Source organism: Bradyrhizobium iriomotense, assembly GCF_018129405.1.
Lineage (GTDB): Bacteria > Pseudomonadota > Alphaproteobacteria > Rhizobiales > Xanthobacteraceae > Bradyrhizobium > Bradyrhizobium iriomotense_B.
Genome location: NZ_JAFCLP010000001.1, coordinates 432,116 through 458,551 on the forward strand (window position 1 = coordinate 432,116; position 26,436 = coordinate 458,551).

General features: G+C 64.8%; 30 protein-coding genes. 10 read left to right on the top strand and 20 right to left on the bottom strand.

From position 1 onward, the window contains the following. Positions 1-223: 223 nt before the first annotated feature. From JQ592_RS01765 to JQ592_RS38190, 8 genes are all read right to left on the bottom strand, one after another. On the bottom strand, positions 224-1,240 hold the full coding sequence (locus tag JQ592_RS01765; RefSeq protein ID WP_211401198.1) for an AraC family transcriptional regulator: 1,017 nt from the start codon (positions 1,238-1,240) through the stop codon (positions 224-226). A gap of 8 nt (positions 1,241-1,248) precedes the next feature. Further along, positions 1,249-2,082: an oxidoreductase gene (locus JQ592_RS01770; protein ID WP_211401199.1), complete on the bottom strand. Its 834-nt coding sequence runs from the start codon at positions 2,080-2,082 to the stop codon at positions 1,249-1,251. A gap of 188 nt (positions 2,083-2,270) precedes the next feature. Continuing rightward, positions 2,271-2,891: a DUF2147 domain-containing protein gene (locus JQ592_RS01775; RefSeq protein ID WP_246820089.1), complete on the bottom strand. Its 621-nt coding sequence runs from the start codon at positions 2,889-2,891 to the stop codon at positions 2,271-2,273. Between the two features lie 18 nt (positions 2,892-2,909). Beyond that, positions 2,910-4,082 carry an MFS transporter gene (locus JQ592_RS01780; RefSeq protein WP_211401200.1) on the bottom strand — a complete coding sequence of 391 codons (1,173 nt, stop codon included), beginning with the start codon at positions 4,080-4,082 and terminating at the stop codon, positions 2,910-2,912. 28 nt (positions 4,083-4,110) lie between these two features. Continuing rightward, positions 4,111-5,331 (bottom strand): MFS transporter, encoded by a 1,221-nt coding sequence (locus JQ592_RS01785; protein WP_211401201.1) that lies wholly within the window; start codon positions 5,329-5,331, stop codon positions 4,111-4,113. Further along, positions 5,328-6,692: an NAD(P)-binding domain-containing protein gene (locus tag JQ592_RS01790; RefSeq protein WP_211401202.1), complete on the bottom strand. Its 1,365-nt coding sequence runs from the start codon at positions 6,690-6,692 to the stop codon at positions 5,328-5,330. Before JQ592_RS01790 ends, JQ592_RS01785 begins: the two co-directional genes overlap by 4 nt. 51 nt (positions 6,693-6,743) lie before the next feature. Then, positions 6,744-7,061 (bottom strand): ArsR/SmtB family transcription factor, encoded by a 318-nt coding sequence (locus JQ592_RS01795; protein WP_211401743.1) that lies wholly within the window; start codon positions 7,059-7,061, stop codon positions 6,744-6,746. A 90-nt stretch (positions 7,062-7,151) separates the two neighbouring features. After that, positions 7,152-7,367, bottom strand: a complete 216-nt coding sequence (locus tag JQ592_RS38190) for a GDCCVxC domain-containing (seleno)protein (RefSeq protein ID WP_433996391.1) — start codon at positions 7,365-7,367, stop codon at positions 7,152-7,154. 103 nt (positions 7,368-7,470) lie between these two features. Here JQ592_RS38190 and JQ592_RS01800 point away from each other — a divergent pair, with 103 nt between their 5' ends. The 4 genes from JQ592_RS01800 to arsC are packed head-to-tail and all read left to right on the top strand — an operon-like array spanning position 7,471 to position 9,452. Next, positions 7,471-7,833, top strand: a complete 363-nt coding sequence (locus tag JQ592_RS01800; RefSeq protein ID WP_211401203.1) for an ArsR/SmtB family transcription factor — start codon at positions 7,471-7,473, stop codon at positions 7,831-7,833. Continuing rightward, complete coding sequence (locus JQ592_RS01805) at positions 7,826-8,353, top strand: arsenate reductase ArsC (RefSeq protein WP_211401204.1); 528 nt, start codon at positions 7,826-7,828, stop codon at positions 8,351-8,353. Before JQ592_RS01800 ends, JQ592_RS01805 begins: the two co-directional genes overlap by 8 nt. Continuing rightward, a complete protein-coding gene (locus JQ592_RS01810; RefSeq protein ID WP_211401205.1) occupies positions 8,353-9,054 on the top strand; it encodes an aquaporin in 702 nt (233 codons plus the stop codon). The genes JQ592_RS01805 and JQ592_RS01810 overlap by 1 nt, the downstream gene beginning before the upstream one ends. Then, the gene (gene arsC / locus JQ592_RS01815; RefSeq protein ID WP_211401206.1) at positions 9,051-9,452 is read left to right on the top strand and encodes an arsenate reductase (glutaredoxin); all 402 of its coding nucleotides are present in this window, start codon (positions 9,051-9,053) and stop codon (positions 9,450-9,452) included. The genes JQ592_RS01810 and arsC overlap by 4 nt, the downstream gene beginning before the upstream one ends. Positions 9,453-9,506: 54 nt before the next feature. Here arsC and JQ592_RS01820 read toward each other — a convergent pair whose 3' ends face one another. The 5 genes from JQ592_RS01820 to JQ592_RS01840 are packed head-to-tail and all read right to left on the bottom strand — an operon-like array spanning position 9,507 to position 13,907. Next, positions 9,507-10,262, bottom strand: coding sequence for an amino acid ABC transporter ATP-binding protein (locus tag JQ592_RS01820; protein ID WP_246820090.1), 756 nt, complete (start codon positions 10,260-10,262; stop codon positions 9,507-9,509). A 30-nt stretch (positions 10,263-10,292) separates the two neighbouring features. Beyond that, on the bottom strand, positions 10,293-10,982 hold the full coding sequence (locus JQ592_RS01825; RefSeq protein ID WP_211401207.1) for an amino acid ABC transporter permease: 690 nt from the start codon (positions 10,980-10,982) through the stop codon (positions 10,293-10,295). Further along, on the bottom strand, positions 10,979-11,773 hold the full coding sequence (locus JQ592_RS01830) for an amino acid ABC transporter permease (protein WP_211401208.1): 795 nt from the start codon (positions 11,771-11,773) through the stop codon (positions 10,979-10,981). Before JQ592_RS01830 ends, JQ592_RS01825 begins: the two co-directional genes overlap by 4 nt. A 48-nt stretch (positions 11,774-11,821) precedes the next feature. After that, positions 11,822-12,724 (bottom strand): amino acid ABC transporter substrate-binding protein, encoded by a 903-nt coding sequence (locus tag JQ592_RS01835; RefSeq protein ID WP_211401209.1) that lies wholly within the window; start codon positions 12,722-12,724, stop codon positions 11,822-11,824. A gap of 22 nt (positions 12,725-12,746) precedes the next feature. Further along, positions 12,747-13,907 (bottom strand): aminotransferase class V-fold PLP-dependent enzyme, encoded by a 1,161-nt coding sequence (locus JQ592_RS01840; RefSeq protein WP_211401210.1) that lies wholly within the window; start codon positions 13,905-13,907, stop codon positions 12,747-12,749. Between the two features lie 174 nt (positions 13,908-14,081). Here JQ592_RS01840 and JQ592_RS01845 point away from each other — a divergent pair, with 174 nt between their 5' ends. Further along, entirely contained in the window at positions 14,082-14,882 is an 801-nt protein-coding gene (locus JQ592_RS01845; protein ID WP_211401211.1) for an IclR family transcriptional regulator, read from the top strand. A 171-nt stretch (positions 14,883-15,053) separates the two neighbouring features. After that, a complete protein-coding gene (locus tag JQ592_RS01850; RefSeq protein ID WP_211401212.1) occupies positions 15,054-15,461 on the top strand; it encodes a GFA family protein in 408 nt (135 codons plus the stop codon). A gap of 27 nt (positions 15,462-15,488) precedes the next feature. Here JQ592_RS01850 and JQ592_RS01855 read toward each other — a convergent pair whose 3' ends face one another. Together JQ592_RS01855 and JQ592_RS01860 are read right to left on the bottom strand one after the other, a co-directional pair. Beyond that, a complete protein-coding gene (locus JQ592_RS01855) occupies positions 15,489-16,376 on the bottom strand; it encodes a DUF1259 domain-containing protein (protein ID WP_211401213.1) in 888 nt (295 codons plus the stop codon). Between the two features lie 42 nt (positions 16,377-16,418). Then, positions 16,419-16,652 carry a hypothetical protein gene (locus JQ592_RS01860; protein WP_211401214.1) on the bottom strand — a complete coding sequence of 78 codons (234 nt, stop codon included), beginning with the start codon at positions 16,650-16,652 and terminating at the stop codon, positions 16,419-16,421. A gap of 417 nt (positions 16,653-17,069) precedes the next feature. On the opposite strand from JQ592_RS01860, the gene JQ592_RS01865 reads away from it, so the two are divergent. Beyond that, positions 17,070-18,149 carry a Cj0069 family protein gene (locus tag JQ592_RS01865; protein WP_211401215.1) on the top strand — a complete coding sequence of 360 codons (1,080 nt, stop codon included), beginning with the start codon at positions 17,070-17,072 and terminating at the stop codon, positions 18,147-18,149. Between the two features lie 26 nt (positions 18,150-18,175). On the opposite strand, the gene JQ592_RS01870 is transcribed toward JQ592_RS01865, so the two are convergent. The 3 genes from JQ592_RS01870 to JQ592_RS01880 all read right to left on the bottom strand — a co-directional run bounded on the left by JQ592_RS01870 (position 18,176) and on the right by JQ592_RS01880 (position 21,134). After that, positions 18,176-19,153 carry a tripartite tricarboxylate transporter substrate binding protein gene (locus JQ592_RS01870; RefSeq protein WP_211401216.1) on the bottom strand — a complete coding sequence of 326 codons (978 nt, stop codon included), beginning with the start codon at positions 19,151-19,153 and terminating at the stop codon, positions 18,176-18,178. A 69-nt stretch (positions 19,154-19,222) separates the two neighbouring features. Continuing rightward, positions 19,223-20,125: a VOC family protein gene (locus tag JQ592_RS01875; RefSeq protein ID WP_211401217.1), complete on the bottom strand. Its 903-nt coding sequence runs from the start codon at positions 20,123-20,125 to the stop codon at positions 19,223-19,225. 16 nt (positions 20,126-20,141) lie between these two features. Continuing rightward, on the bottom strand, positions 20,142-21,134 hold the full coding sequence (locus JQ592_RS01880) for a zinc-dependent alcohol dehydrogenase family protein (RefSeq protein ID WP_211401218.1): 993 nt from the start codon (positions 21,132-21,134) through the stop codon (positions 20,142-20,144). A gap of 120 nt (positions 21,135-21,254) precedes the next feature. On the opposite strand from JQ592_RS01880, the gene JQ592_RS01885 reads away from it, so the two are divergent. The 3 genes from JQ592_RS01885 (at position 21,255) to JQ592_RS01895 (ending at position 23,502) form a co-directional block, all read left to right on the top strand. Then, positions 21,255-21,956 (top strand): GntR family transcriptional regulator, encoded by a 702-nt coding sequence (locus JQ592_RS01885; RefSeq protein WP_211401219.1) that lies wholly within the window; start codon positions 21,255-21,257, stop codon positions 21,954-21,956. Positions 21,957-22,050: 94 nt separating this feature from the next. Further along, entirely contained in the window at positions 22,051-22,914 is an 864-nt protein-coding gene (locus tag JQ592_RS01890) for a fumarylacetoacetate hydrolase family protein (RefSeq protein ID WP_211401220.1), read from the top strand. 9 nt (positions 22,915-22,923) lie between these two features. Further along, positions 22,924-23,502: an amino acid synthesis family protein gene (locus tag JQ592_RS01895; RefSeq protein WP_211401221.1), complete on the top strand. Its 579-nt coding sequence runs from the start codon at positions 22,924-22,926 to the stop codon at positions 23,500-23,502. Positions 23,503-23,521: 19 nt separating this feature from the next. Here JQ592_RS01895 and JQ592_RS01900 read toward each other — a convergent pair whose 3' ends face one another. Further along, on the bottom strand, positions 23,522-25,414 hold the full coding sequence (locus JQ592_RS01900; RefSeq protein ID WP_211401222.1) for a TRAP transporter large permease: 1,893 nt from the start codon (positions 25,412-25,414) through the stop codon (positions 23,522-23,524). Continuing rightward, positions 25,411-26,436 carry a TRAP transporter substrate-binding protein gene (locus JQ592_RS01905; protein ID WP_211401223.1) on the bottom strand — a complete coding sequence of 342 codons (1,026 nt, stop codon included), beginning with the start codon at positions 26,434-26,436 and terminating at the stop codon, positions 25,411-25,413. Before JQ592_RS01905 ends, JQ592_RS01900 begins: the two co-directional genes overlap by 4 nt.

The window sequence follows — 26,436 nt, forward strand, 5'->3', positions numbered from 1 at the left end:
GATATCCTCGATGGATTGAGTTGGACTTACTCGGCAAGTCCTATCCGCGCAGGTCTGGATCGGCAGTGACGAGGCGCGCCAACGAAGTTGCCGCAGGCGCCAAAAAAGGACGCAGCAGCCGTCAGAGCCTTTCCCGTTCCGATGGAATCGGAACGGGGCTCTGGATTCCTATTTTGACGCGTTTTCTTGACACGAACCGGTATCCACTTCGCTCGAAAACGCTCTAGTGAATCTTGTTGCCGTGCAGCTCGCGCCAGCGGCTCGGCGTCACGCCTTCCCAGTACCGGAAAGCGCGATAGAACGAGCTTGCATCCTGATAGCCCAGGAGGCATGCGACCTCGTCGATGTCGGCCGTCGGATCCGACAGAAGCTGCCGCCCGAGCTCCTGACGCGCTTCGACGAGGAGCTCGCGGAAGCTCGCACCTTCCTCGGTGATGCGGCGCTGAAGGGTCCGCTCGCTCAAGCCGAGATCGCGCGCCACGTCTGATAGCTCCGGCCGCCCGCTCGCAAGGCTCCGCTTGAGGACGACCTTCACCTGCTCCCTGACGGAGCTGCGCGCTTCCAATTCGCCCAAGGCGGACGCCAGTGCCGGCGTCAGGATTTCGAGCAGTTCCTTGTTGTGCCCGGGAAACGGACGATCGAGGTCCGCGGATTTCAGGACCAGCAGATTCCGTGCCGCGCCATAGCGGATTTGGCATTCGAAATATGTGCGGTGGACGTCGCTCTTGGGGCGAGGACGAACCAGCTCCACCCGCTTCGGCGTCAGGTGCTGTCCCGTCCCGCGACGCCCGAGCTCGACCAGCGAGGCGAAGGTCACGTCGGTCGAGATCGCGGGCTCCGGATCGGTCGCGTACGGCCACTCCGTCGTGACCACGCACTCGTCCTTGCCTTCGTCGACGTGCAGCTGCTCGGGCGAGCACAGCCGCTTGAAGCGCGCGAGGCGGTGCAGCCCGTCGCGATAATCCCGCGCATAGAACGCAGCGAGGCTCGACGGCGGATGCACCGCCGTCTCGACGCTCTGGACCAGCATCAAGCCGAGCCCGGGCTCCGGCTTCAGCTCCTCGAGCGCCTTCCAGAGCGCAAAGTACTGCACTGTGGTGACCTGCCCCTGATCGTTCAGGTGCAAGGTCGCCGGCAATTTGGCCTGCCGCAACAGCACGGCCGGCGGCACGCCGATATGTTCAACGGCCTGCCAGAAAGCCCGGGGAATCTTGCATCTGTCTGCCGCCGACCCGCTCATGACTAATCCTAGCGCGTCTGGCGGCTCATGATGATGCGGTCGAACGCGCGATCACCAAACCATTCGCGGATCTTGATCATGGGCAGGGCGTACTTGCCCGCAACGTAGCGTGTCCGCGGCCTGGCCTCCTTCACGGCCCTGGAGACGACGTCGGCAATGACGCTCGGATTGGTGCCGAGGCCGTGGCCATAAGCATCCCGGGTCGACTTCGCGACCGCCTGCGTCACCTTGGCGTAAGGCCCCGTCCCCGAGCGCTTGAGCAGGCCATTGGCAACCACATCGCCAAATCCCGTCTCGATCAGGCCGGGCTCGACGACGACGACCTTGATGCCGAACGGCGCAAGCTCGAGCCGAAGGCAATCGGACCAGCCTTCCAGCGCATGCTTGGTCGCGTGGTACCAGGCACCCAGGAGTGTGTAGATCTTGCCGCCCATCGAGGTGATGTTGACGATGGTGCCTGCACGCTTCTCGCGCATCTTCGGCAAAAGAAGCTGCGTCAGGCGGGCGGCGCCGAACAGGTTCACCTCGAACTGGTAACGCGCTTCGTCGATGCCGACGTCCTCGACGGGGCCGTAGAGGCCAAAGCCGGCGTTGTTGACGAGCACATCGACGCCGTCGACCTCGCGCAGGATGGCATCGGCCGCCGCCTGGATGTCGGCCTCGCTCGAAATGTCCATTCTCAGGGACCTCGCCCCGAGCTTGACGAGGTCATCCATCTTGTCGACGTGCCGCGCGGCGACGAAGACCTGAAACCCGTCCTTGATCAGACGCCTTGCGATTTCCTTGCCCATGCCGGAGGAGGCTCCGGTGACGAGCGCGGTCTTTTTCGATCTGTCGAACATCTCAACCTCTCTTCGTTCCGGTCCTTATCCTGCCGCCTCCCCGGTACGAATTGACTGACCAAGCGCGCCAATAGACTTGCACAACGCGCCAATCCTGGCGACCACTTCAAGCAGCTGTACTTGCGGGCAAAAAGCGCGGTCCGGGCGGCCGCGCTTGGACAGAACGGTTCGGGATTGGCGGAAAACCGCTACCCGCGAACGCGGTGGAATGTGCGGGTCTGTCCCATCGCCGGCAGGCCGAGATAGCCTCTCAGATGCATCTTGCCGTCCTTGACGGTGGCCTTGCAGTTGTAGGTGCGGCCGGACGAGGCGTCATAGATGGAGCCGCCGGTCCACTCGCCGCCTTCCCAGCGCAAGCCCGTGATAAAGACGATGTTCTTGAGCGACCGCGAACGCAGCGTGGGATCGGGGTTCTTGGCGTCCTTCTTGAAGGTCAAATTGTCCGCCTCGACAATCTCGTTGCCGTAGAGCATGCGGGCCTGGAATTCCGTTCCGCTCCTGAACATGTCGAGCTTCACGGTGCCGTCGTCCGCCTCCCAGGTCCCGACGATCGCATCGGGGACCGGCGCCTCGCCGTGCGCCATCGGCATCAGTCCGATGTTCAGGGTTGCCATCAGCAGGAAGATGGCGGATCGACGGGAAAGACGTGATATTTGCATGCTGCGTTCCTTGGTTTGCGGATGGGACGAGCGATCGAGGCGCTCGCCGGTCTCGCAAATGTCTCTAGATTTCGGAAACAGCGTTCGCAGCGGCAGAAAGCGCCAGCGGAATTGCGCGGCGCGCCAATCGATGCCGATGGCCAGCGTCATCGAGTACGGCGCGACCGGTCAGGAAACAGTACCGCGCGCCATGCGCGCCCACAGCAGCGCGAACGGCCCCACCGCAATTCCTGCGGCAAGAACGATGAACGCCAGCAGCCAGCCGGTCGCGCTCTGCGGGCCGCCGGCGATGTCGAGTGCGGCGCCGGTGCTCCATGCTCCAAGTGCGGACAGGCCGAAGCCGACCGTCGAATGCAGGGCCAGGGTCGCGCCGCGATGCTCGGACGACGCCGCGGCCGACATGCCGGCGGTCAACGCGCCGGAATCCGCCGGCACCGTCAGGCCATAGGCGAGCAGCAGCAGCGCGAGCGCCCAGGCCGGCGCCGCCGCATTGAGCCCAATCGTCAGCGCGAGACAGGCCGATGCGATCATCACAATGGTGATCGCGCGGTGGCGTCCGAATTTTAGCGCGGCTTCGTTGCCGAGGATGCTCGCGGGCATCGAGATCACCGCGAAGCAGAAGCTCAGCACGACGGGACTCAGCCACGACGGCGCGCCTTGATGCGTGACGACGAACGTCCAGAATCCCACGAGCCAGGTGCGGATGCCGTAAAGCTCGAAACAGTGGGCGCCATAGCCGAGAATGTATCCGAGCGCCTCGCGGTTGGCGAAGACGGGCGCGAAGTTCAGCAGCCTCCCGACCTTCGGCGCGGGCTGCCGCCGGTCGATCAGGAGGCACGCGACCACCATTGCGATCGGGCCGCAGCCGGTGACAAGGAAAGCAGCCCGCCATCCCCAGCTGTCGGCGATCAGTTGCGCGACGAGGAACGAGAGGCCGACACCGACCGAGAAGCTCGACGTGTACAGCGTGACGGCTCGCGATGTGTCGCCGGCAGGAAGCCGGTCCGTCAGCGTCTTCAGGCCCGGCATGTAGGCGCCGGCAAATCCAAGTCCTGCAAGCGACCAGATCGCGGTCCCCGACCAAAATCCTTGCGCGAAGATGCCGAACGCTGCGGTCGCGACGCCACTGACGATCGAGCCCCAGAGCAGGACGAGGCGCGCATCGATCCGGTCGGTCAAGGTCGTCAGCACGGGCACTGCGAGCATGTAGCCGAGCGCATAGCCGCTTGCCATCAGCCCGCCCTCGGCGGCGGAGAGACCCCACGCCGGCATCAGATGCTGCGCGAGGTTTGCGGACAGCGTCACGTGCGGCAGCAGATTGCCGACCTGGCCGATGCACATCACCGCAATCAGGGACCGACCGCTCAGCCTATGAATTTTGTTCTCCCACCTGGAGGGGCGCCGATGTTGCCTGCTCGCTCCGTAACAGCAAGAGCGCAAAGAAGGCCGAGAGCGAGACGAGCGCGCTGATCCACAGCGCGCCGCTGCCGATGTGCTCTACCATCAGCCCCAGCGCGAGCGGTGCGGCGGCACCCGTTACCCTGGAAGGCAACGAGATCATGCCGACGCGCCTGCCGAAACCGGCCGGCCCGAACAGCGCAAGGGGGAGCGTCCCGCGGGCAATGGTGATGATGCCGTTGCCCGCGCCGTACAACACCGTGAAAGTCGTCGCGAGCAAGGGGCCGCCCGCGACCAGCGCGATGACGCCGATCGGATTCATGAGCATGGCCAGCCTCGCCGAGAGCAGCGGATGAAACCTGGCGAGCCATCCCGCCTCCAGCAGCCTCGCGCCAACTTGCGCGGGTCCAACCAACGCTCCGGCGAGCAAGGCCTGCGCCGGAGTCGCACCGAACGCAACCAGCATGGTCGGCAGAATGGCCGAGATTCCCGAGCTGACGAAGCTTGCCGCCGCAAACATGTAAGCCAGCAGCAGCATCGCGAAGGTCTCGCTCTGGCGTCCGGATTGCCGGCTCGCGCCCGTGCCCGGTCGGGGCTGCTGGTCCAATGGAACGGCGCGCGGCAGCGAGAGATTGAGCGGCAACGCGAGAACGATATGGATTGCCGCCCACACCTGGCAGGCGACGCGCCAGCCATACTCGGACTCCAGCCACGTCGTGAGCGGCCAGCCGAGTGTGCTGGCGAAACCGGCGATCAGGGTGATGCCGGTGATGGTTCGCCGCGCATTGGTGCCATAGATGCGCGCAAGCGTTGCGAAGGCCGCTTCATAGAGGCCCATGCCCATGCCGATCCCGAGCAGCACCCAGGCCGCGATCAACACCGCCGCGCCATGGGCCACGGACAGCAGGAGCAACCCTGCCACAAACACGAGGTTCGAGATCGCGAGCAGGCTGCGCCCTCCGAACGTGTCGATGGCATGCCCGACCCGCGGGCCGAGCAGCCCGGAGATGACGAGCGCCCCGGAGAGCGCGCCGAACACATAGGTCGGCGCGAGACCGAGATCGCGTGCGATCGGCGCAGCCAGGATGGCAGGAAGATAATAGCTCGACGCCCACGCAATCGTTTGGGCGGTGCCGAGCGCGAACACGATGGCGAGCGGACCTCGAGCCTGGCCCGCGAGGACTTGCGTCATGAGCAGCCACACCCCGCAGCGCCAGCTTTCTTTGCCGTTTCATCGGCGGCACAGCAGGCTGATAGCTCCTCCTTCGGCGGCCCGCCGCAACATCCAGATGCGGCCCCTGTTTCGACGCCGCCGCGCGTGCAGACGCCGGTCTCGGGCAGCACAAGCTCGACTCTCGCCGCCGCCACCTTGTCGCCGGCGAGATCGGCCGCGATCGAGCGGACCTGCTCGTAACCCGTTATCATCAGGAAGGTGGGGGCGCGACCGTACGACTTCATGCCGGCCATGTAGAAGCCCGGCTCGTCATGCGCGAGCTCGCGCGCGCCGTGCGGGCGCACCGTGCCGCAGCTGTGCTCGTTGGGATCGATCAGCGGCGCGAGCGCGACGGGCGCCTCGATGGCGGGATCGAGCCGCAAGCGCAGCTCGGACAGGAAGGAGACGTCGGGACGGAAGCCGGTCGATACGATCAATTCGTCTGCGATCACGCTGCGCGCACCGCAACGCGAACCGGCCGCGATCTTGAGACGACCGTCGGATTCCGAGAGCTGCGTGACGCCGAATTCGGTTTCGACCTTGATCTTTCCGGAGGCGACGAGTGCGGCGAAGGTGCTGCCAAGCTCGCCGCGTGCAGCGAGCTTGTCGTTCCGGCCGCCACCGAATGCCTTAGCAGGATCGGCGCCACGCAACAGCCAGACCGGTTGCGTGCCCGGCTCTTCGTCGGCGAGATGCACGAGATCGATCAGCGTACCGACGGCGGAATGGCCGGCGCCGAGCACGGCAACGATCTTCCCGGCATATCTGGAGCGAGCGGCACCGCGCACATCCGGCATGCCGTAGGCAACGCGGTCGGCGCATTCAGGCTCGCCGATCGCCGGCAAGCCGTTGCGGCCGGCCGGATTGGGCGAGAACCATGTGCCTGATGTATCGATCACGGCATCCGCGCGCAGCACCTCGGGGCCCTTGCCGTTCCGGTAACGGATTTCGAACGGCGCCTGCTCCCGCCCCTTCGTCTTGGCCTTGTCGAAGCCGGCACGGCTGATGGCCGAGACGCGGCTCGATGTCCGGACCACATCGCGCAGCGGCGTTCTCGTCGCGAGCGGCGTCAGGTAACGGTCAAGCAGCTCACCACCGGTCGGATAGGACTGAGGGTCCGGCGAATTCCATCCCGTCGGCGCCAGCAGGCGCGCGGCGGCCTTGTCGACGTTGTACTCCCAGGGCGAGAACAGCTGGACATGCTGCCACTGCCGGATCGCGTGCCCCGCCTCAGGCCCGGCCTCCAGCACAACGGGCGACATGCCGCGCTCGAGCACATGGGCTGCTGCAGCGAGGCCAACAGGCCCTGCCCCGATGATGGCGACCGTCTTAGCGTTCATTCGGCTTCTCCCATCCTTCTAGAATCATCGAATAACATCGGCAAAAAAAGATCACGCCGCCGTCTGCGCAGTCTTGCATCCGACTTCGTCCGCGCAGCACTCCGCCGCCAGGAAATCGACCAGACCCTGCATGGCCTCGAAGTTCGCGTGACAGACGAGAGTCGTCGATTCCCTGATCTGGCTGACGAGCCCGACCGAGACCAGAGTCTTGATGTGATGCGACAGCGTCGAGGCCGGAATCTTCAGCTTTTCCTGCAAGCGGCCGACGGGCATGCCCGAGCGCCCTGCCCGAACCAGGGCGCGGTAGATCTGAAGCCGGGTCCGGTTGCCCAGAGCCTCCAGGCGCGCTGCTGCGTCATCGATTTTCATGGCCGACACCATGCGCCGTTCGCGTCTCCCTGTCAACTGTATTTCTAGAATATTGGAAATAACAAGCGCGTCTCTGGGCTGAGGCCGGCATCAACAGCACTTTCCGTTCTGCTGGACCGGTGGACAGGGGACAGAGCCGTAAGAACAAAAGACGCAGCAATCGCCGCTCTTGGGCTTCAGCCGCGTCCCGCACCCCTTGCAATCGTAGAAGAACTGACAGGCATCCGTCGGCATGGTTTCCGCTGACGCGTGATGGCAGACCGGACAGGTGATAACCGATTGCATTATAACCGATTGCATTCGCATCGCCGGCTCCCCGCCCGCAAGATCGAGACGAATTTCTACCGCAAACGCAGCCCGTTCCGAAACCTGATTGACGGCCCGAAATCATTTCTATAAATCTGGATATATGGAAACAGAAGAAGCCGTCCTCGCGCTCGCCGCGCTGTCCCAATCGACCCGTCTGGAGGCCTTCCGGACCCTGGTGAGGCACGAGCCCGACGGCCTCGCGGCCGGCGATCTCGCGCGCCAGCTGGAAGTCCCGCCGAATACGCTGTCGGCCCATCTGTCGATCCTGACCCGTGCGCGCCTCGTCACGTCCGAGCGACGCAGCCGCTCGATCGTCTACCGCGCCAACCTCAGCGAATTCCGCGACGTTGCCGTTTTCCTGCTGCGCGATTGTTGCGGCGGGCGACCTGAGGTCTGCGAGCCGGTGGTCGACAGCCTCCAGGCCTGCTGCGCGCCAAAGCGAAAGGGGAAAGTCCGTGCCTGACCAGATGTACAACGTGCTGTTCCTCTGCACCGGCAATTCGGCGCGCTCGATCCTTGCCGAGTCGATCCTTCGCAAGGACGGCGCCGGCCGTTTCCGGTCCTTCTCCGCCGGCAGCACGCCGAAAGGCGCGGTGCATCCACTGGCACTGCGCACACTTGAAAGCATGGATTATCCCACTGAGGGGATGCGCTCCAAGAGCTGGCTGGAGTTCGCCGCTCCCGATGCGCCGGTGATGGATTTCGTCTTCACCGTTTGCGACAACGCCGCCGGCGAGGCCTGCCCGATCTGGCCGGGACAACCGATGACCGCGCATTGGGGGATCGAGGATCCCGCCTCTGCCGAAGGCACCGATCTGGAGAAGCAGGCTCAGTTCGTCACCGCGTTCCGCTATCTCAAGAACCGGATCGACACGTTTGTGAGCCTGCCGCTCAGGAGTATCGACAAGCTGTCCCTCGGCACCAGGCTGCGCGAGATCGGCCGCTCCGAAGGCGCAACGCATCCAGCACCGAAGGCCGGCTGATGGACAATTTCGACCTTCCGCGGCGTTTGGCGGCCGAGGCACTCGGCACCGGCATTCTCGTCGCCACCGTCGTCGGCTCCGGCATCATGGCCGAGACGCTGACCAAGGACGTTGCGCTTGCGCTTCTGTGCAATACCTTGCCGACCGGGGCCATTCTGGTCGTCCTGATCACCGTGCTCGGCCCGATCTCGGGCGCGCATTTCAATCCGGCGGTGACGCTGGTCTTCACCGGCAGGCGCGAGCTGCCGGTGAATGAAGCCGCGCTTTACATTGTCGCGCAGATCGCCGGCGGCATCGCCGGGACGATCGCGGCGCATCTGATGTTCGGTCTGCCCCTGCTCGATCTGTCGACGAAGGTCAGGACCGGCGGAGCGCAATGGTTCGCGGAAGCGGTGGCTGCTTTCGGGCTGGTCGCCACCATTCTCGCCGGCATCCGCTTCCAGCGCGCGGCCGTTCCCTGGCTGGTCGGCCTCTACATCACGGCCGCCTATTGGTTCACCGCATCGACGTCGTTTGCAAATCCGGCGGTCGCCATCGCGCGATCGCTGACCAACACTTTTTCCGGCATTCGCCCGGCTGATCTTCCCGGCTTCATCCTCGCGGAGCTCTGTGGCGCGATCGCGGGCATGCTGCTGATGAATTGGCTGCTCGGACGCGCCCATGTGCGCGGCCCGGTTGCCACTGTGGAGACCCGATCATGAGCGTCACCATCTATCACAACCCGGATTGCGGGACCTCGCGCAACACGCTTGCGATGATCCGGCAGAGCGGCGTCGAGCCCACCGTCATCGAATATCTCAAGACGCCGCCGTCGCGCGACACGCTCAAGGACCTCGTCGCAGCGATGGGGATATCCGTCCGCGCGTTGCTGCGCGAGAAGGGCACGCCCTACAAGGAACTCGGCCTCGCCGACCCCAAATGGACGGATGACGATCTGCTCGATTTCATGATGGCGCACCCCATTCTCATCAACCGTCCGATCGTCGTGACGGCGAAGGGCACGCGACTGTGCCGGCCCTCGGAGGCCGTCGTCGATCTCCTGGACAATCCCGTCGGCCGGTTCGTGAAAGAGGATGGCGAGGTGGTCGAGGCCAAGTAGGCTCACCTCGCGCCTACCCGGAGCTTCATCTACGCTCCAAGCCGGACATCATCTCTAGTGAATGATCTGGCCGAGGAAATCCCTCGCCCGTTCAGTCCTGGGCGCGCGGAAGAAGGTTTCGGGATCGGCCTCCTCGACGATCGAGCCACGGTCCATGAACACCACCCTATCAGCGATCTCGCGGGCAAAGCCCATCTCGTGCGTGACGCTGACCATGGTCATGCCGTCCCGCGCGAGCTCCACCATGGTGTCGAGCACTTCCTTGACCATCTCTGGGTCGAGCGCGGAGGTTGGCTCGTCGAACAGCATGATCTTCGGCTGCATGCACAGCGCCCGCGCGATGGCGACGCGCTGCTGCTGGCCGCCGGAGAGCTGCCCCGGATATTTGTCCGCCTGGTCGTGGATGCGCACCTTGCGCAACAAGCCGATCGCACGCTCATGCGCGTCGGCGCGGGACAGGCCCCTCACCTTCATCGGCGCGAGCATGCAGTTCTCGACGACCGAGAGGTGCGGAAACAGGTTGAAGCTCTGAAACACCATGCCGACCTCGCGGCGGACGCCGTTGATGTCGTCCATCCGGTTCGTCAGCTCGACACCATCGACGACGATCCGGCCACCGTCGTGCTTCTCGATGTGATTGATGCAGCGGATCAAGGTCGACTTGCCGGAACCCGAGGGACCGCACAGCACGATCTTCTCGCCGGCCGCAACGCTGAGGTTGACGTCACTCAGGGCCGTGAAATGGCCGAACCGCTTCACCAGATTTTCGACGGTGACGATGGACGCATTCCTCGCAGCGAGCTGAAGCATTTTTCCTCTCCCAAGAAACAGGATGATGCGCTAGCGGCCCACAATCGCATACCGCTTGCGGAGCGACGCCACGCATTGCGATGCCGCCGAGCTGATCGCGAGGTAGACCACCGCAATGACCAGATACATCTCGACGAGACGGCCGTTGAGCTGCGCGAGCTTCGAGGCTGCGCCAAGCAGATCGGTGAGCGAGAGCACATAGACTAGCGAGGTGTCCTGGAACAGGATGATGGTCTGGCTCAGGATGATCGGGCTCGCCACGCGCAAGACCTGCGGCAGGATCACGCTCCGGTACGTCTCGAAGGTGGACAGCGCGAGCGCCTGGCACGCCTCGAACTGTCCCCGGTTTACTGCTCGCAATCCGACGCGGATGATTTCCGAATAATAGGCGGCCTCGAACAGGCCGAACGTGATGAACGCCGTCCAGGTGGCGCCGATCGGAACCGGCCGTCCGTTGCCGCTGAGATGGCCAAGCACGATCGGCACCAGAAAGAAGAACCAGAACAGAACCAGGATCAGCGGGATCGAGCGCATCAGGGCGACATAGCCCCGCACGAGCTTGCCGAGCACGGGCACTTCGAAGTGCTGCACCAGCGCCAAGCAGGTCCCGAGGATCAAGCCGACCACGAAAGCAACAGCGGTCAGCGCCAGCGAGAACAGCAGGCCTGACCAGAGGTAAGGCCACGCCTGAAGAACAACGGAGAAATCGAGGCTGGTCATTTCACGACCTCCATCGCGTCGGGCAAGGAGCCGACCTGTTGGGCGGCGCGCGTCGCGGCCGGTTCGACCGCGTTCTCCGCACGTCCCGTTCCCGGAATGCGCACGGCCCTGTCGATCAGTGCCATCCCCTGATAGGCGATGAGTGCCAGCGCGAGGTAGACAAGCGTCGCGGCGCCGAAAGCGGTGAAAGTCTGGAACGTCGCTTCGCTGATCTGGCGGGCCTGCGCCGTCAGCTCCATCAGCCCGATGGTGAGCGCGACCGACGTGTTCTTGTAGATGCCCATCACTTCGCTGGTCAGGCTTGGGATGATCAGGCGCAGCGCCTGCGGCACGATGACATGGCGATAGGTCAGATAGCCGCCGAGCCCGAGAGCGCTTGCCGCCTCGACCTGTCCTTTCGGCAGGGCCTCGATCCCGGCGCGAACCTGTTCGGCGATCCGGGCGGCGGTGTAGAGACCAAGGCACACCAGCGCCGGAAAGAACGATCCCCAGGGCGGGGGAATCTGCTTGATGGCGTTTCCGAGCGCGGCGGGAAGGAGCTCCGGCAGGACGAAATACCAGAGAAACATCTGCACCAGCACGGGGATGTTGCGGAAGATCTCCACATACAGGCGCGCAAGCGCCGCGACGGCCCGGTTCTGCACGGTGCGGCCGATACCGACGACCACCCCGACCGCGAAGGCAATCCACCAGCCGAAGAACGCCAGCGCCAAGGTCCAGCCGAGGCCCGACAGAAGCCAATCGATATAGCGCTGGCCATCCGCGGTCTGTTCAAGAAGCACTGCAAACATGGCGAACCTCGGGGCTCGGTTTGCGGGACACTCTCCGCCTTGCCGCGATTAATCGACCGCGTCGCTGGGATGCGCGATCCGTTCCGTGAGCTCGACCGTCAGCGGGAACGCCAGGTTCTCATTCTTGGGCGGAATCGGCCTCGTAAACCATTTTGCATAGGTCTTCTCGAACTGGCCCGACGCCATCTGCTTCGACAGAACGTCGTCGACGAGCGCCTTGAAGCCGGTATCGCCCTTCGTGAACATCAGGCCATAATAGATCTTGGCGTAACCCTCGGGGAGAAATATCAGCGCATCCGGCTTCGGAGCTGCGGCCTTGAGGCCGGCGAGGAGAATGTCGTCTTCCATGAAGGCGGCCGCGCGGCCGGTGTTCAGCATCAGGAAGGATTCGGCATGATCCTTCGCCTGGACGATGTTGAAGCCGAGCTGCTCCTTCGCGTTCACGCCTTGTGCGAAGCCGACGGCATTGGAGCCCTGGGTGACGACGATGGTCTTGCCCTTGAGATCGCCGGCCGTCTTCAGGCCGCTGTCCGCCTTGACCAGCCAGCGCGGCTGGCTGACGAAGGTGGCGACGGAAAACGAGACCTGCTCCTGCCGCTTCCTGTCATTCGCCGTGCCGCCGCACTCGATGTCGACGGTGCCGCTCTGGATAAGCGGGATGCGGTTGGACGAGTTCACCGGAACGTAATTGACCTTAAGACTGGGCAAGCCGGTCTCCGCCTTGATGCGCTCGATGATGGCCGCGCAGAGATCAAGCGAAAAGCCGATCGGCTTCTGGTCGGGACCGAGATAGGAGAACGGTATCGAGGCCTCGCGGTGGCCGATGGTGATGGCGCCGTTCGATTTGATCCTGGCGAGCGTGGGACTGTCGGCGGCTTGCGAGGGCCCGCTGACGGCGCCGAGGACCGCGAGGCCGGACAGAATGCTCAAGACACGCGCAGAATTCGTCATGTACGTCTCCTTGATGGACAGCCTATGCGGCCCTCGATGATGGCTTCACGCCGCGCCGCTGGATGATCTCGATCAGGCGGTCGACATCGGCAATCGTGTTGAACATCCCGAACGAGACGCGAATGCCGTCCCGTTCCGGCGACACGCGGACCCCGTTCTCTTCGAAATGGCCGAGCCATTCGGCGGCGGGCAGCGCGATGACGTAGATGTGCGGCGCGCGATGCTGCCGCGCGCGCGGGCCGACCATGCGCACGTCCAGCGCATCGAGCCTGGCGATGAGGTGGTCGCCGAGATCGAAGCAGTGGTTCTGGATGTTCTGCACGCCCAGCGCTTCGATCATGTCGAGCGAGGCACTGAGGGCATGGATCGCCGGAAGATTGAAATTGCCGAGCTCGAAGCGGCGCGCGCTCGGGGCAGGCTCGAGCTTGTCGGGCCGGGCGGTGAGATCGGCCGGGACTTCCGCAAGGCTGGCGGCCGCGAGATAGGCAGGCTCGAGCTCAGCCCTGGACTTGTCCCAGTAGAGCAGGCCCAGCCCTTGCGGCACGAGCAGCCCCTTGTGACTGCCCGAACCGATGAAGGTCGCGCGCATCGCCCTGGCATCGATCGGCACGACGCCGATCGCCTGCATCACGTCGACGACGAAGTAGAGTCCCTTCTCCTCGCAGAGTGCACCGATGCTTTCGACGTCGAAACGGTGACCGGCGTGGAAGGTCACCTGCGACATCGAGATCGCCCGTGTGCTCGCGTCGACGTACGGACGAAGGCTCTCGGCATCGACGACCTCCGTCATCGGCACGAACTCGACGGTGACGCCCTTGCGCCGCAGATTGAGGAACGCATAGGCGTTGTTCGGATGATCGCCGTGGATCATCAGGACCTTGTCGCCGGCGCGCAGCGGCAGCGCGTTCGCGGCGATATTCATGCTCTCCGAGGTGTTCTTGGTGAAGGCGATCTCGTCGGCCGATGCGCCGAGAAACCGCGCCAGCTTCTCGCGGGTCTGCTCGACGCGATCGAGCCAGACGCTCTTCGGACCGGCGGTCTCGAGACCTTCGCTCAGGAAACGGTCGATCGCCGCCTTGACGGGACGCGCAAGCGGCGTCTGGAAGCCGGAGTCGAGATAGGTGATCCGCTCGGCAGCCGGAAACTCCTTCCGTACGGATTCGACGTCGTAGTGGCCTGACATCCCGATCTCCTGAGCACGTCCGCGGCGGCTCGCGCTGCACAAATCCTGTTCACCGCCTCGCGACGCCAACGATATGGGCAAGGCATCAAAAGCGCCTACATGAATTTTCATATTTCAGTAGTTTTCATTCCGAAAAATGATAATTTATTGTATTTTCGCACCGGGAACGAAAAAGTGCAGCAGCCAAGTACCGACGGACCACTGGACCGCGCCTTCGCGATCATTGGCTATGTCGCCAGCCAGATCAGAGCAGCCTCGGTCGCGGAAATCGCCGCTGCGCTGTCCCTGCCGCTGCCGACTGCGCACCGGCTCATCGGCAATCTGGAGCAGCGCGGGCTGCTTCAGAAAGCCGTGGGAACGAAGCGCTACGTCGTCGGCAATCAACTGGTCACGCTGTCGGCCCGCGTCATCGGCGCAGCTTTCCGCACCGCGCGCCGGCACGCGGTGCTTCGCGCCGTCGCCGCCGAAATCGGCGAGCAATGCGAGATCGGGGTCGTGCGGGACAATGTCGTTGCTTACGTCGACAGCGTCCGCGTGTCGCAACCTCAAGGTCTGCAGTTCAATCCGGGCGAAGCCGCCCCGCTCCACTGCACGTCGACCGGCAAGATCTACATGAGCCGCCTGCCGGAGCGCGCGCGCGAGAAGCTGTGCCGCGCGCTCGCGCTGACGCGATATACCGAAACAACGATCGTGGATGTCGAGCGCCTGATGAAGGTGCTCGACGAGACCCGCAAGCGCGGCTGGGCCAAGACCAACGAAGAATATGTGCGAGGCGTGGTCGGCTGTGCCGTTCCCATCCTCTCGCCGGATCGCGAGCTGATCGCGTGCCTGGGTGTGTCCGTTCCCGTGGCACGCGTGAGCTTCACCGAGCTGGATCGGTTCATCGCTCCATTGCAGAAGGCCGCGGCACTACTATCGGAGACAATCCTCGGAGATGACGAGGACGGCGCAGGCGAAGGATCGGAGGAATTTTGAGCGCGTGCTCCGGCAGTTCCACACGGCCCTTCCGCGATCGAGAGAGCATCAGCGGATGATGGCAGCAGCTGTCACGCGACAGTAGGACGCAATCGAAGATCGACTGCGCCGTTGAAGCGCCGAGTCCCGGGAGCTATCGATCTGAAAATTTGTCGTCGATCGGAGGAACGCATGAGCACCATCACCGGAGGCTGTCACTGCGGCGCAATCCGTTATCAGGTCGAGGGCGAAGTGATCGTTCACGCGCTGTGTCATTGCCGCGACTGCCGGCTCCATGCCGGCGCGCCGGTCGTCGGCTGGACGATGTACGCGGATGACGCCGTCAAGGTGACCAGGGGTGAGCCCAAGGTCTACAATTCCTCGGAACATGGCCGACGGCTCTTCTGCGGCAATTGCGGCACCGGCCTGTTCTATGTCAACGCCAACATGCTGCCCGGCGTCATCGACATCCAGAGTACGACTTACGATGATCCCGACGCCGTACCGGCGACGATGCACATCCAGGTCGCCGAGCGCCTTCGCTGGATGGAGCGCGCGCACGAGCTGCCGACGTTCGACCGCTATCCTCCGCAGACGTAGCAGTGAGACGAGCGGCCCGGTTTCGCATCAGCTCTTCGTGCTCGCCGTCTTGTCGAGCGCGGCCCGCAAACCATTGGCGAGCTTGATCGCATCGTCGTTGGCCCAGAAGTGCATGAAGAACAGGCGCGGCTGTTCGTCCAGCATGTGGCTGTGAAGCGCCGTCACGGCGATGCCGTGCGATCGCAACGCCCTAATGACCGGGTTCACCTCGTCGCCGGTCAGCACGAAGTCACCGGTGATGGCCGCCTTGCCCGCACCGGTGGGCTGGAAGTTGATGGCGGTCGCGACGCCCAGCGGCCCGACCGGGCTCAGCTGCATTCCCTGCTCAGTGACCGGATCACGGCGGGGCACGTTGAACTGGTAGACGCCGCCATTGGCCTGTCCCTTGACGCCGATGATCTGGTCGAGCTGCGCGGTGTCGAGATCGACCGCAGGCGGCGGGGCCGCGGGAGCCGGCACTGAGAGCGGCGTCCTGCTTTCGGCGAGCGCGTCCTTGATAGCGGTCGCGATCTTGAGCGGGTCGCCGTGTCCGGCGACGTGCATGTAGAACGTCGCCGGGCTCGCGCCGAGCAGATGATTGTGCACGGCCGTGATCTCCAGCCCGTTCGCAATCATCTTCAGCATGACCGGGTTGATCTCAGACTCGAGCAGCACCAGATCGCCCATCGCCATGACGCCGCCATGGGCCGGCTTGAACGCGACCCAGCCGCCGAGCGCCAGCGCCGGCTTGATGGTCACGCCGTCGAGCGTCACCGTAAGGTCGGTGCGCGGAAAACCGTAGCGATGCACGTCGCCGGCCACGGAAGGCTTTCGGCCCAGCGCGTCATCGACCTTCTGCCAGTCGACCTCCTGCGCGCGGGCGGTTGCGATGAAGCAGGCGCTGATGGCCAACAGCGCCGAGATTGTCTTGCGCATTGATCTCTTCCCTTGAGCTTGAATTCGGTTTCCGGAGCCGTCTCAGTTCCGCTCCTTGATCTGGCCGCTGCTGTCGACAACGAGCCGCACCGGCTTGCCGTTCTTGATCGCCTTGGCGGTCGTCCCCTCTGCGGTCGACTTGATGTCGCTGACCTCGGTGTAACCAGCCGCCTTGATCCTGGCGACGAGCTCGTCCTGAGTCAGCGCGCGTGCGGCAGACGCGCCGCCAATCAGCGCCAGAATGAGGAAAGCGTGAAGGATTGTCCGTGTGCGCATGGTCGTTCTCCTGGTCGTGTCCCCGCCCCAGGTGAAGTCCGTTTCGCGAGGTTACGCATCGACAAGGCCGGCGCCCCGCGCCGGACCGATGAGCCGAAATGATGGGTTCGATGATATCGGGGTGTCAGATGACATGTGGCGTCCTTGGTGAAGATCAGGACGCGATTCTTGGGCATGTCGCCTCACGGGGAGATCGCACATCCCCGACACGCTGAGTAGAAGCCGGGGTGGCCAAGCTGTCAACTCACCCGTCCCCCAGGATCGTCACAAAGAATTTTGCACTCCGTTTGGAACCGCCAACCACTCTTGAAACCTGAAGACCATCTCACGTAAGCTGGTCAGCACGGGGACAATGCAGACTCCCCTTGAGACCCCGGTCCAAGCTCTGCGCAGCACGCAAATACGTGGAGCTTGCGCATGGACACCGAACGTCACTCCTCTCCCCGCCAGACCGTAGCCATCCTCTCACGCGGCGACGCTGCCGCGCGCCGCGAGGCCACGGCGCAGAACAGCCGCTTCGTCCGCGTCTTCGAAGCGCTCGCCGCTGTCGGCATCGAAGCCTCGCCGGTGATCTACGACGAAAGCTTCGCGGGCGCCGTCCGCGATCAATTGCTCGCAGCCGACGGCGTGCTGGTCTGGGTCGATCCGATCCACCAGGGCAAGACGCGCGCCGAGCTCGATGCCCTGCTGCGCGAGGTCGCGGCGCTGGGGACATGGGTGAGCGCGCATCCCGACATCATCTTGAAGATAGGCGTCAAGGAGGTGCTCTACCGCACGCGTCATCTGGGCTGGGGCGCCGACACGCATCGCTATGACACCGCCGCAAGCTTCCGCACCGAATTTCCGGTGCGCCTTCGTGCCAATGGTCCGCGCGTGCTGAAGCAGAACCGCGGCAATGGCGGCCAGGGCGTCTGGAAGGTGGAGGCACTGCCCGACACCCAAGACATGGTGCGCGTGCTGCATGCACAGCGCGGCAGTATCCCAGAGGATATACCGCTCGATGCCCTGCTCGCGCGGTGCGAGCCGTATTTCGGCTGGGGCGGCTGCATCATCGACCAGGCGTTTCAATCGCGCCTGCCCGACGGCATGATCCGCTGCTACATGAGCGGGTCCAAGGTCGCAGGCTTCGGGCATCAGAAGATCAAGGCCCTGATCCCGCCGCCGCCGGAGGGGCCGGATTCCCCCGAAGCTCAACCTGGTCCGCGCATCATGCACGGCCCTGACGCACCGCAATTCCAGGCGCTGCGCAAATCCATGGAGGAGCAGTGGACACCGCAGATGATGGACACGCTCGGCATCGATGAGCCGTCATTGCCGGTCATCTGGGACGCGGACTTTCTGTACGGGCCGCGCGATGCGGCCGGCGTCGATACCTACGTGCTGTGCGAGATCAACGCGAGCTCGTGCTTTGCGATCCCCGATGAGGCACCGGCGGCGATCGCGCGGACGGTGAAGCAACGCATGCTGCGGACTACAGGCGTGCATTCGGGCACATAGCGGGACAGCGGGCGAGCTCCCGCAGATCAGATCTTCGGGAGCTTCGCCCGCTCCACCACGCCGGTCCATTTGACGATCTCGGTCTCGATCAGCGCCTTCATCTCCGCCGGCGAGCTGCCGCGGACCTCGCCGCCGACGGCCGTCTCCAGGCGCTGCTTGATGTCGGGGTCCCTGAGCACCTCGAGCGTCGCGGCGTTGAGCGTGGCCATGATCGCGGGCGGCGTGCCCTTCGGAGCCAGGAGCCCTGCCCAGGTGCGCACGTCGTAGCCCTTGATGCCGGCTTCCTGAACCGTGGGGACATCGGGCAGCAAGGCGGTGCGCGTCGGCGAGGTCACCGCGAGGCCGCGGATCGCGCCAGCCTGGATCTGCGGCGCCAGCAGGACGGGCGTACCGACAATGATGGGGACTTCGCCGCCGAGCAGCGCGGTGATGGACTGCGAATCGCCGCGATACGGTACGTGCACGATCTCGACGCCGGCCGCCGCGTTCAACAGCTCTCCCGCCAGATGATGCGTGCTGCCGAAGCCGACCGAACCGAAGCTGAGCGCGCCCGGCTTCGCCTTGGCGATAGTGATGAGCTCGCCGAGCGATTTTGCCGGGTGATCGTTGCGCACGGCGATGACGAGCGCGTAGTAGACCAGCGTCGAGATCATCTCGAAACTCTCGGCCGGCTGGTAGGCGAGGCTCTTGTAGGTCGCCGCGGAAATCGCATGCGCCCCGGTGACGAGCCCGAGCGTGTAGCCGTCGGGTGCGGCCTTTGCGATCGCATCCGCGGCGATGTTGCCGCCCGCCCCCGGCTTGGCCTCGACGATGATCGGCTGCCCGAGCTTCTTCGAGAGCCCGTCGGCGACGATGCGCGACAGCGTGTCGGCCGCACCGCCCGCGGCAAATCCGTGCAGCAGGCGGATCGGGCGCGACGGATAGTTGTCCGCCGGCGCCGGGGTGGTTGCAAGACAACCGCCGAGCAGAAAAATGGCCGCAGCAAGCCGCTTCATCCCTCGCATGGATGCGTCTCCCTTTGATTATTCTATCGTTGGCCGCAGCGCGTGCGGCGTCTTCAAGTCGCGATCGCGCTAGCGCGCAAACTCCGTGCATTCAGGCGAAGGCGGCATGCCCCAGACGTCTCGCGGCAACCCGACCCAGATCTTCGGCCGCTGCGGACGATCGCGGTGCCAGGGCCGCGGCTCGAAATAGCCGAGCGCCTCGTCGGTCATGCGGTCGAGATCGCAAAACAGCTCGACCAGATGGCCGTCGGGATTGCGGTGATAGATCGCAGTGTTGTGGCCGGGGCCGTGACGCACCGGTCCCCAGAGCACCGGCAGCTTGTGCCGCGCCAGGTGATCGCAGGCGCGATGCATATGCTCGGGCCCGCGCAGCTCGAAGGCGAAGTGATGCAGGCTGCGTTCGGATGCACGAGCGAAGTTCAGCGTGTGATGCTCGAAGCCGCTGCGCATGAAGACGAAGCGGTCCTCGATCCAGTCGGAGACCCGCAGGCCCATCACATCAGCGTAAAACTCCGAAGCGGCTTTCGGATCGGGCGTGCGCAGCGCGACATGGCCGAGCTTGGCGACTGCGAGCCCTCCGATCCGCTCCTGCGCGGGTGTCGGCGTCCAGCCCTGGATCAATTCGAAGCGCGTGCCTTCAGGGTCGCTGAAGGACAGCACACTGGAAACGCCAGGCAGGACATCGCTGTGAAGCTGGGGCCGTAGATCCGCCTGCTTCAGTGCGGCGCCCAGCGCCTCCAGCTGGACATCGGGGGATATCTCGAAGGCGATGCTCTTCAGCGCGGCGTCGCCGGGCTCGATCACCAGCGAGAGCTGCTCGGAATCGTTGGCGAGGAACAGGCGGCCTCCGTCGCGGCCGACGAGGCCAAGACCGATCACGCCGCGATAATAGTCGAGCAGCCGCTCGGGATCGGGCGAGGTGAAGGTCGCGTGCCGCAGCCGGGTGAAGCGTGCAATGGGTGCTTGTGTCATCGTGCGGTCCACCCCCTCATGGCGTCATGATGATCTTGCCGAGCGCGGAGCCCTGCTCCAGCAGCATATGGGCTTTCCTGACCTCGTCGAGCTTCAGCACCGCCGAGATCGCCGGCCTGATCGCATTGCGGCTCAACGCCTCGATCACGCTGCGCATCAGGGCGCGGCGGCCGTCGCGATCATGGTCGTAGATGTGGAAGGAGAAGCAGCGCACCGCCGGACAGATGTCGAGATGATTGCGCATTGCCGCCATCAGATTCTCTTCCGGCAATCCGGCGAACGCGTTGTAGGACAGCAGCGTGCCCCATTTGCCGAGCGCGCCGAGGTAGGCGGTGAACTCCGGCCCGCAGACATGATCGAGCACGAGGCCGACGCCCTCGCCCTTCGTCAGCTCGCGCGTCCGCGCCACCACATCCTCGCTGCGGTAGAAGAGGACGTGATCGGCGCCGTTGGCCTTCGCGAACGCGGCCTTCTCCTCGGTCGAGACCGTGCCGATCACGGTCATCTCAGCGAGTTTTGCCAGTTGCACCAGCGCGGTGCCGACGCCGCCGGCGGCGCCGATCACCAGCACGCTTTTGGGCGCGCGCGGGTGGCGGCATTCGTGCAGCAGCGCATAGGCGACCTGGTAGTTCGACAGGCACACGGCGGCCTGCAGATCGACATGGTCGGGCAGCGCGTGCACGGCGTCCGCGGGTGCCACCACATAGTCGGCGTAGCAGCCGCCGCGCTGGGACAGATCGCGCGCGCTCAGCAGCACCTTCTGGCCGACGGCAAATCCCTCGACATCAGGTCCGAGCGCAGAGATGCGGCCCGCGACGTCATTGCCGGGATTGGCCGGCAGCGGCGGCATCCATTTGTAGACGCCGCGCCGGATCAGCGCGTCGGGCTGCCCGACCCCGAACGCTTCGGCCCGGATCTGCACCTGGCCTGCGCCCGGCACGGGCACCGGAAGCTCGACCACCTCAAGTGCATCCGGCCCACCCGGCTGACGCACCAGCACTGCCCTCATATCTTCTCGCTCCCCAGACGTCTTCAAAAGCCATATTTTCGAAAATCATACCGTTTACGAAAATTATTGCAAGATGGTCGTTGCCGCGTCATCTTGAGCCATCGATTCATTGGCAGGCCCATGTCCGACATCGCCATTCGCCCCCGCAAGGAATTCGGCAAGACCATTGCCGCCGACATCACCCATCGGCTGCGCGAGGAGATCATTGCCTGCGGCCTTGCACCTGGCGAGCCGCTGCGCTTCGACGTGCTGCGCGAACGGTTCGGCGCGAGCTTTACGACGCTGCGCGAGGCGCTGACGGCGCTTGCCGCGGAAGGGCTGGTTGACGCGCAGGAGCAGCGGGGGTTTCGCGTGGCTCCCGTTAGCCGCCAGGATCTGGTGGAGGTCACCGATGCGCGGGTGCTGATCGAGGTGGAATTGATCCGCCGCTCGATCGAGCGCGGCGACGACGACTGGGAAATCGCCGTGATCTCGACGCTGCACCGCCTGAAGCGGATCGAGCAGCGCGATCCCGAACATCCCTTACGCGATCCCGAATGGAAGATCGCCCATCGCCAGTTCCACCAGGCGCTGGTCTCCGCCTGCGGCTCGGCGACGCTGCTCGCGATCCGCGCCGATCTGTTCGACCGCGCCGAGCGCTACCGGCATCTGTCGGCCAATTTCCGGCCGCGTCCGCGCGACAAGGCCGGCGAGCATCAGGCGATCATGCAGGCCGCGATCTCGCGCAATGCCGATCTCGCCGTGCAGCTGATCGAGGCGCATATCCGCTCGACCTCCGACAACGTGGCAAAATACGCCGGCCATCTGCTCGACGCCGAATAGCGCTTCCGCACTTTCGAAGACGGCGGGCTTGCGCGCGGGCTAATTTTCGAAAATAATACTATACATCGAAAATCGAAACCCTTGGGGCGAAACCATGAAGCTGCTGTCGTTCTTGGACGGAAACCGGGAAAGCTGGGGCGCCGTTGTCGAAAATGCCGTCGTCGATCTCGGCCGCGCCCTGCCCCAGTATCCGACCCTCGCCGACTTCCTCGGCAGCGACGACTATGCGCGCCGCCAAGCCATCGTTGCCGCGCAAAAACCCACCCTGGCGCTCGGCGACATCAAATACCTGCCGGTGATCCCGCGGCCCGAGAAGATCGTCTGCGCCGTGCGCAATTATCTCGACCACCACAACGAGGCGGTGGCGTTCGGCATGAAGCGCGAGATCACCGAGTTTCCGCCGATCTTCCTGCGGGTCTGGCGCTCCCAGGTCGCGCACAATGCGCCGGTGATCCGGCCCAAGGTCTCGGACAATTTCGACTGGGAGGGTGAGCTCGCCGTCGTCATCGGCAAGGGCGGCCGCCACATCAGCCAGGCCGATGCCTGGAATCACGTCGCGGGCTACTCGATCTACAACGACGTCAGCGTGCGCGACTGGCAGCGCCACGCCCAGCAGATCGCCTCCGGCAAGAACTTCGTCGGCACCGGCCCGTTCGGACCATGGCTGGTCACGCCGGACGAGATCGGCGATCCCACCAGGCTGAAGCTGGAGACACGCGTCAACGGCGCGACCGTGCAATCCTCCGACACCTCGATGCTGATCTTCTCGATCCCGCGGCTGATCGAATATTGCTCGACCATCTTCGACCTCGTGCCCGGCGACGTCATCGCCACCGGCACGCCGGCCGGCGTCGGCTTCACCCGCAAGCCGCCGATCTTCCTCAAACCCGGCGACGTGGTCGAGGTCGAGATCGAGAATATCGGCGTACTGCGCAATCCCGTCGTGGACGAGGCATAAGGCCTACGCATGTCCTACGACATTCGCAAGACCGCGCTCAGCGTCGAGACCGTCTGGCATGAGCGCGGCCCGCGCCTGGAGAAGCCGCTGCTGGTGGGGACCGCTGTCGCGGTAATCCGCAATCCGTTCGCCGGCCGCTATGAGCCCGATCTGATGCCGTTCCAGGCGTCATTGCGTGAGCTCGGGCGCGAGCTCGCGACGCAATTGATCGCGCAGCTCGGCGGCGCCGGGCGCATCGAAGCCTATGGCAAGGGCATCATCGTCGGCGAGGACGGCGAGCTCGAGCACGGCGCCGTCTGGCACGAGGCCGGCGGCCACGGCATGCGCGAGGTCCTCGGACAACCCAAGGCGATCGTCCCGGCGGCGAAGACCATCGGCGGGCCCGGCACGCGCCTGATGGTGCCGCTCGGCCACATCCACGCGGCCTATGTCCGCAGCCATTTCGGCACCGCGGAGATGACGCTGTGGGATGCGCCACGGCGTGACGAGATTGCCTTCGGCCTCGTGATGGCAACCGGCGGCCGCCCGCACGCCCGCATCGGCGGCCTCAAGGCGTCGGAGATCTCCGTGCACGACGGGCAGCGTTGACGCGCTGCCCGTCTCCGCGTCACAGGAAGCCGGTCGATATCCAAGGGATCGCCGCGACGATCAGCGTGCCGATCAGCAGGGCCACGATATAGCCGACGATCGGCTTGATGCCCTCGTCGGGATTGACGCGGCTGATGGCGCAGGCTGCGTAGTAGCCGACGCCGAAGGGCGGGGCGAACAGGCCGATGCCCATGGCGAGAACGACGACCATCGCGTAGTGCACCTCGTGCACGCCGACCTGGCGAGCGATCGGAAAAAGCAGCGGTCCGAACAGAACGATTGCGGGGATGCCTTCGAGCACGCTGCCCAGAATGACGAACGCCACGATGGTCACGCCAAGGAAGACCGGCGTTCCGCCCGGCAGCGCGGTCATGAACTTCGCGAGCGATGCCGAAAAGCCCGATTGCGTCAGAGCCCATGCCATCCCGGTCGCGGCGCCGATGATCAGCAGGATCGCGCCGGATAGCGATGCGGTCTCCACCAGCATCGGATAAAGCCGGCGCCAGGAGAACTGCCGATAGATCAGGAGCCCGGTGAGAACCGAGTAGACGATGCCGATGGTCGACACCTCGGTCGCGGTCGCAACGCCCTCGACCACCGCGGCGCGGATGACGAAGGGCAGTGCCATCGCCGGAATGGCAATGACGAAGGCGCGGCCGATCTCCCTGCCCGTCGCCCGCTTCACATGCGACAGGTTCTCGCCGCGGTATCGCCACCAGACCACCGCACAGAGGCCGACGGCGAGCACGATGCCGGGCAGCAGGCCGCCGGTGAACAGCGCAGCGATCGACACGCCCGTCACCGAACCGATCGTGATCAGCACGAGCGAGGGCGGAATGGTCTCGGTCTGGGCCCCGGTGGCCGCGAGCAACGCGACGAGATCGCCGGGCTTGGCGCCGCGCTTGGTCATCTCGGGAAACAGCACGGGCGCCACGGCGGCCATGTCGGCCGCCTTCGAGCCTGAGATGCCCGACACTAGGTACATCGCGCCGACCAGCACGTAGTGCAGACCGCCGCGCACGTGTCCGAGCAGGCTGGCGAGAAAGCCGACCATGGCGCGCGCCATGCCGGTCATTTCGATCAGCAGCCCGAGAAACACGAAGAGAGGTACGGCCAGCAGGATCAGATGGCTCATGCCTTCGTCCATCCGTCCGATGATGACGACATCGGGCGTGCTCGTCGTCAGCGCCAGATAGCCGACGGTGGCGAGCCCAAAGGCAAAGGCGATCGGCACCGCGGCCAACACCATGGCGCCGACGACGAACACGAAGAAGATCAGCAGGTTGAGATTGCCGAGCGGTTTCAATACCGGCGCGATGAGGACAAGCGCGGCGATGATGCCGGCGACGAGCGCCACGGCCGCGAGCAGGCTGCGCAAGCCCGAGATGCGGACGAGCCGCAGGACCGCCGCGATCAGCATCAATCCGATGCCGACGGGTAACGCCGCAGCCCGCCAGCTGTTGACGATTTCGAGCGCCGGTGTCGTGACGAACACCTCGTCGGCCGCGAACTCGTAAGCGGGATGAATCACCAGCAGCAGGAACGCCAGCGATGCCGCGGCGGCGACCACGTCCAGGAATGCACGCGCGTTGGGACGAAGCATGCCGATGATGGCTGTCATCCGCATGTGCTCACCGCGCTGGAACGCGATCACCGACCCCAGCATGGCAAGCCACAGGAACAGGATGCCGGCGAGTTCGTCGGCCCAGATGATCGGGGCGTGAAAAACGTATCGTCCGACGATGCCGGCCGACAACACGACGATCTCGGCCAGCACCAGCAGCGCCGCCGGGATCGCAACCACATGACCGAGCACCTTGTTGGCCGTGACGGCCCACCGGCGCACACCGGATTGAGGCGCCGGGATTGCGGCGCCCTGATCGATAGCAGGCATATGGTTGATCGCGGTCATGACAGCTTGCCCGCCGCTTTCTCGAGCTGCGCCCAGGCCTCATCGCCAAACTTGGCCTTCCAGTCGGCATAGAAGCTGGTCTTCGCCAGCGCCTGGCGAAACGCGCCGCGGTCGACGTCGATGAACTGCATGCCCTTGGCGGTCAGATCGGCACGCAGGGATTCGCTGAGCTTGGCGACGTCGGCGCGCTCGTCCTTCGCCGAGCGATCCAACTCGCGCGTCACGATCTCCTGCACGTCCTTGGGTAACTTCTCGAAGGCGCGCTTGTTGCCGAGGATCCAGTAATTGTCCCAGACATGTCCGGTCAGGGAGCAGGTTTTCTGCACCTCGTAGAGCCGGGCGGTCGCGATGATCGGCAGCGGGTTCTCCTGACCGTCGACCACCTTGGTCTGGAGCGCGGAGTAGACCTCATTGAAATTGATCGGCGCAGGACCTGCGCCGAGCGCCTGGAACAGCGACGTCAGATTGGGAGCGGCCGGCACGCGCAGCTTGAAATTCTTGAGGTCCTCGGGCGTCCTGATCTCGCGGCCGGATGAAGTCACGTGCCGGAAGCCGTTGTCCCAGGGCCTCGAGACCGCCGTGATCGGCGTCCTCGCGATCTGGGCGCGAATGTAGGCGCCGAGTTCGCCATCCATCGCCTTCCAGACCGCATCATAGCTCGTGAAGAGAAAGCCGAGGTTGACGATGCCCGCGGCCGGCACCAGCGTCGCGAGGATCAACGACGACAGGTTGAAGAACTCGACACCGCCGTTGCGGACCTGCGTCAGAAGGTCGGTATCGGAGCCGAGCTGGTTGGCCGGAAACAGGTTGATCTCGAGCCGGCCGCTCGTTGCCTCGCGAATGCGATCGGCAGCTTCCTTGGCGCGGATATTGACCGGGTGCGTCGGGTCCTGCCCGGTCGCGAGCTTGTAGGTGAATTCTGCGGCCGACGCGGGACGCGTGAGAATGGCGCACAGCGGCACGGCGGCGCCGGTCATGAGCAACTTACGACGGCTGAGAGTGGTCGGCTTGCGCAAGGTCAT